Raw genomic sequence first — 4,293 nt, 5'->3', positions numbered from 1 at the left:
GGCTGCGGGCGTGGCCTGACGGAGGCGGAGCGGGTGCTGGCCGGTGGCCTCATGGGCGATGCTCTCGACACCACCCCGATCCGCCTGATTGAGGCGCCCATTGGCAACACCACCCGCACCTATGCGGCCCGCCCGCAAACCACCTGTCGTGAGAAAATCGCGCCGCCGCCCGGTGGCCCGACCATCCAGACCCGCACGGCGGGGGCCGTGGCGTGGACCCATGTTCTGACCAGCCCCGACTGGACGATCCCGGATTATGCGGAAGGCTACCCCGACCGCATCAACCTTGTGGCGGCGATGTTTTTTGCCCATGAAATGGTGCATGTCTGGCAATGGCAAAACCGCGATGTGACGGGCTATTCCCCGTTCAAAGGGCTGGCCGAACACCGCCCCGGCGTGGACCCCTACCTCTTTGATCCTGCGGCAAATGTCCGCTTCCTCGACATGGGATACGAACAACAGGCCGCACTGGTGGAGGAGTTTATTTGTTGCCGCACGCTGGCCCCCGACGGCGCGCGCACCGCGCGGCTGCACGCCACTTTGGCGCAGGTCCTGCCCGTGCGCCCCATACACGAAACGCCAAGGCCCGGTGAGGTCCTTGGCGTCTTTGAGAATGCAGATTTACGCGGGGTCTGTGACTAGCGCCTGCCCTTACCTAACGGCAAGGTTGGACACCTGCGCGCGGATGCTGGACCCGGTGTCGTCACTGTCCGCTGACACAGCAATCCCTACCAGCGCACCCGGCTGACCGCCGAAGGCAGAGGCGAAGTCACTGGCAAGATTGACAGATTCCGAATGGCTGCCGGTGCCCGCCGACCGCAGGATCACATTGGCACCCTGGCCCGGCGCATAGGGCGAATTCTGGATCGACCCGCGTGAATGGTTGCCACCCCAGACATATTGCAGGATGCGCACGTTCGGGTTGCCGTTCAGCTGGCGAATGTTGGCGCCTTCCATGTTGACGGCATCGGCCTCAGGCAGGAACACAAAATAGACGGAGATATTGCGGTCATCGCCGCCCTTGCGCCGCAGGTCTGTGGCAGGGACAGACTGGCTGACGCCCCAGTTCCAAGAGGCCGCAGTAGACCCCCAATCGGACCGGTTCGTGCGCGTCCATGCCAGTGACACCGCACCGTCAGACGCGATGGACATGGAGTTGCCGTTGAAGCCGTAGTCGTTGGAGCTGAAGATTTGCAGACGCTGTTCGTTCCATCCATTTCCAAAGGAAATGGGGCCCGCCACAGCGGTGGAGGCCACGACGGCAAGGGGAAGAGCGAGGGAGAGAAAACGCATAGGACGTACCTTTCATTGGATTGATCGCAACTTGGTCAAAGCCACGGACAACCTCAATCAAAGGTTTCAAATCTCACGCGAATGTCAGGTGGACGAGAGCGCCCGGCACGCGGACCACAGCGCGTCCGGCACGTCGACCTCCCCCATGGGTTGGCGGTTCTGGCCGGGGATGCGCGCACCGTCTTGGGCGGCGACGGCTTCGGACACGCGGGCCAGACGGGCGGCGAAATCTGCGCCCGGTTCCATCAGGATATAGAACTGGCCCAGATCATGGGGTTTGCCATCGGGCAGTTTCAGCCCGCTGACATCCAGCGAATTGACCGATCCGGTCATGCCAGCGGCCAGCACTTCGGCCATCAGGCCGAAGCCCCAGCCTTTGTAGCCACCCGCCGACACCAGCGCGCCTTTCAGGGCCGCTTCGGGGTCGGTGGTAGGTTGGCCGTCCGCGTCCACGGCCCAGCCAAGGGGGATCGTTTCGCCCGCCGCTTTGGCCATGGTGATCTTGCCCAATGCCACGGCGGAGGTCGAGAAATCCCAGTGCATGCCGCCATCGGGAACGGACATTGAGATGGGGTTCGTGCCGACGACCGCCGCATTGCCGCCCGGAGGGGCCACCACGGGTGAGGCATTGGTAAACCCGATCCCGACCAGACCCGCATCCGCGATTTGTTCGGTGAAAAATCCCAGCGATGTGCAGGTGTGCGCATGGGCCACGGCCAAGGTGGCCACACCGTTTTCACGCGCGGATTGAATGGCTTGTGGCAGGCCTCGGGTGAACGCCGGTTGCGCAAAGCCGAACTTGGCATCGGCCACCACAGTGCCCGGTTTGGGCTGCGTCACGACAGGGTCCACCTGCCCGTCCACGCGGCCTGACGCCAGTTGCGTGCAATAGCTTTCAAGGTAGTAGAGACCACAGATGACGTTGCCGAAGGCTTCGGCGCGGGCGACGGCGCGGGCCACTTCGCCGGCCTGCCACGCTGCCGCCCCATGGGCGGTCAGAGCCGCTTTTGCGACCTCTTCAATCTCGGAGACGAAGACTTTCATGGCGCTAATCCTTCTGTAAGTCGCCCTTGGTCAAGGCGAATGGCGCGGTCCATGCGGGCGGCAAGGTCTAGGTTGTGGGTGGCAATCAAGGCCGACAGGCCGGAGGCGCGGACAAGGTCCATCAGCGCCTCAAACACGCGGTCCGATGTGCCCGGGTCCAAGTTGCCCGTCGGTTCATCGGCCAGCAGAAGTTTGGGTTTGTTGGCCAGCGCACGGCAGAACGCCACCCGCTGTTGCTCCCCGCCCGACAGGGCTGCGGGGCGGTGGCTGGCGCGTTCTGACACGCCGACACGGCCCAGCAGATCCATCGCGTGGGCCTCGGCCTCACCCTGCGCGATGCCGTTGGCCAGCTGCGGCAGGACGATGTTTTCCAGCGCCGTGAATTCGGGCAGCAGGTGGTGGAACTGATAGATAAACCCCACATCGTTCCGGCGCACGGCGGTGCGTTTGCGATCGCCCAGTTTGGTCAGGTCTTCGCCGCCAATGGCCACCGTCCCCGCATCGGGCGTGTCCAGCAGCCCCGCGATGTGCAGCAACGTGGACTTACCCGCACCCGATGGGGCGACCAAGGCCACGACTTCGCCCTTGGCCACTTGCAGGGACACCCCATGCAGCACCTGCACCTCACTGGGTTTGCCGTGGTTGTAGGCTTTCTGGATATTGTCCAGCTTGAGGGTCACATCATTCATAGCGCAGCGCCTCAACAGGGTTCATGCGCGCCGCACGTCGGGCCGGAAAGATCGTCACGATCCACGACAGGGACAAGGACAGGCCAATCGCCAAAAGAACGTCTTCCAACTCCAGCTTTGAGGGAATGTCGTAAATGCCGCGGATCGACGGGTCCCAGACGCCGCCGCCTGCCACGTAGTTCACCAGCGCAAAAATCGTGTCGATGTAGATGGCAAAAAGACACCCGAGGATGACGCCCAGCAACGTGCCCACCGTGCCCAGACCCGCGCCACAGATGAAGAAAATCCGCATGACGGACCCCTCGCTCAACCCCATAGTGCGCAGGATGCCGATGTCGCTGCCCTTGTTTTTCACCAGCATAATCAAACCACTGATGATGTTCATCGACGCAATCAGCACGAGGATCGCCATGATGATGAACATCACATTGTCCTCAACCGTCAGGGCGCGCAGGTAGGCGCCTTCGTTGTCTTTCCACGAATAAAGGAAACTTTCCGGCCCAAGACTGCGGTAGATGGGCTGTATCCACTCCTCAACACGGTCGGGGTCTTCGACGTAAATCTCAATCTCGTCATGGACACCGTCGCGGCTGAAGAAGGATTGCGCGTCTTCAAGCGGCAAATAAATGCGGCTGATGTCGGTCACATAGCGGCCTGTTTGGAAGATATAGACCACGTCATAGGTCTGGCGGCGTGGTGACCGGCCCCCGGCGGTTTGCACGCCCGTGGCCGACAGCAGGCTGATGCGGTCGCCCACCTGCGCGCCCAAATTGCGCGCCACGCCAGAGCCAAGGGCGATGCCCCCGCCCATGTCAGATGCGCCGAAATCCTCCAGACTGCCGCTGCTGTCTTGGGGGTTTCGTACCAGTGGCACGTCCAGCAAATCAGCCTGCGTGATGCCGTAGACCTGCACAAACGACGACCGGTCCGCGATGGTCGCCAACCCTTCGGCGCGCACGATGGGGGCGGCGCGGGTCACGCCTTCGATCTGGCGCAGCTCTGCGGCCAGTGCGTCGCCGTCCTGCAAGGTGTCGACGCGGCGCATGACCTCAACCGATTGGTCGCCTTGGGTCACGGTGATGGTTTCATTGTAGTTCTGGCGCAGGGTGAGATGGGCGTTGGCGCCCACGATCGTGTCCACGAAATCCGCGCGGAACCCCGACCGCACAGCCAGCACCGCAATGAGCGCGAAGACCGCCAGCGTCACGCCGATCAGCGAAATCCACGTCATCACGCTGACCCCGCCTTCGGCACGTTTGGCGCGGAT

The 4,293-nt window shown here is 62.9% G+C and carries 5 protein-coding genes; 1 reads left to right on the top strand and 4 read right to left on the bottom strand.

What is annotated here, in order from left to right; all coding sequences use genetic code 11:
- Positions 1–642 (top strand): hypothetical protein (locus QZ653_RS09040; protein WP_296419707.1); only part of this gene is annotated, 642 nt, incomplete at its 5' end.
- Between the two features lie 9 nt (positions 643–651).
- Here QZ653_RS09040 and QZ653_RS09035 read toward each other — a convergent pair.
- The 4 genes from QZ653_RS09035 to QZ653_RS09020 all read right to left on the bottom strand — a co-directional run.
- Positions 652–1,293, bottom strand: a complete 642-nt coding sequence (locus QZ653_RS09035) for a DUF3047 domain-containing protein (protein ID WP_296419705.1) — start codon at positions 1,291–1,293, stop codon at positions 652–654.
- Between the two features lie 84 nt (positions 1,294–1,377).
- Entirely contained in the window at positions 1,378–2,337 is a 960-nt protein-coding gene (locus QZ653_RS09030; RefSeq protein WP_296419703.1) for an Ldh family oxidoreductase, read from the bottom strand.
- Positions 2,334–3,026, bottom strand: a complete 693-nt coding sequence (locus tag QZ653_RS09025) for an ABC transporter ATP-binding protein (RefSeq protein ID WP_296419701.1) — start codon at positions 3,024–3,026, stop codon at positions 2,334–2,336. Before QZ653_RS09025 ends, QZ653_RS09030 begins: the two co-directional genes overlap by 4 nt.
- Positions 3,019–4,293 (bottom strand): ABC transporter permease (locus QZ653_RS09020; protein WP_296419699.1); only part of this gene is annotated, 1,275 nt, incomplete at its 5' end. The genes QZ653_RS09025 and QZ653_RS09020, both read right to left, overlap by 8 nt.

Source organism: Pseudooctadecabacter sp. (assembly GCF_020627745.1).
Taxonomy (GTDB): Bacteria; Pseudomonadota; Alphaproteobacteria; order Rhodobacterales; family Rhodobacteraceae; genus Octadecabacter.
The sequence above is the reverse complement of the archived record's forward strand: the minus strand, read 5'-3'. Positions and strand labels throughout refer to the sequence as shown.

What these genes read in the sequence shown, in the direction of transcription:
- QZ653_RS09025 (WP_296419701.1), bottom strand. Translation starts at nt 3,026, where the DNA reads ATGAATGATGTGACCCTCAAGCTGGACAATATCCAGAAAGCCTACAAC.
- QZ653_RS09030 (WP_296419703.1), bottom strand. Translation starts at nt 2,337, where the DNA reads ATGAAAGTCTTCGTCTCCGAGATTGAAGAGGTCGCAAAAGCGGCTCTG.
- QZ653_RS09035 (WP_296419705.1), bottom strand. Translation starts at nt 1,293, where the DNA reads ATGCGTTTTCTCTCCCTCGCTCTTCCCCTTGCCGTCGTGGCCTCCACC.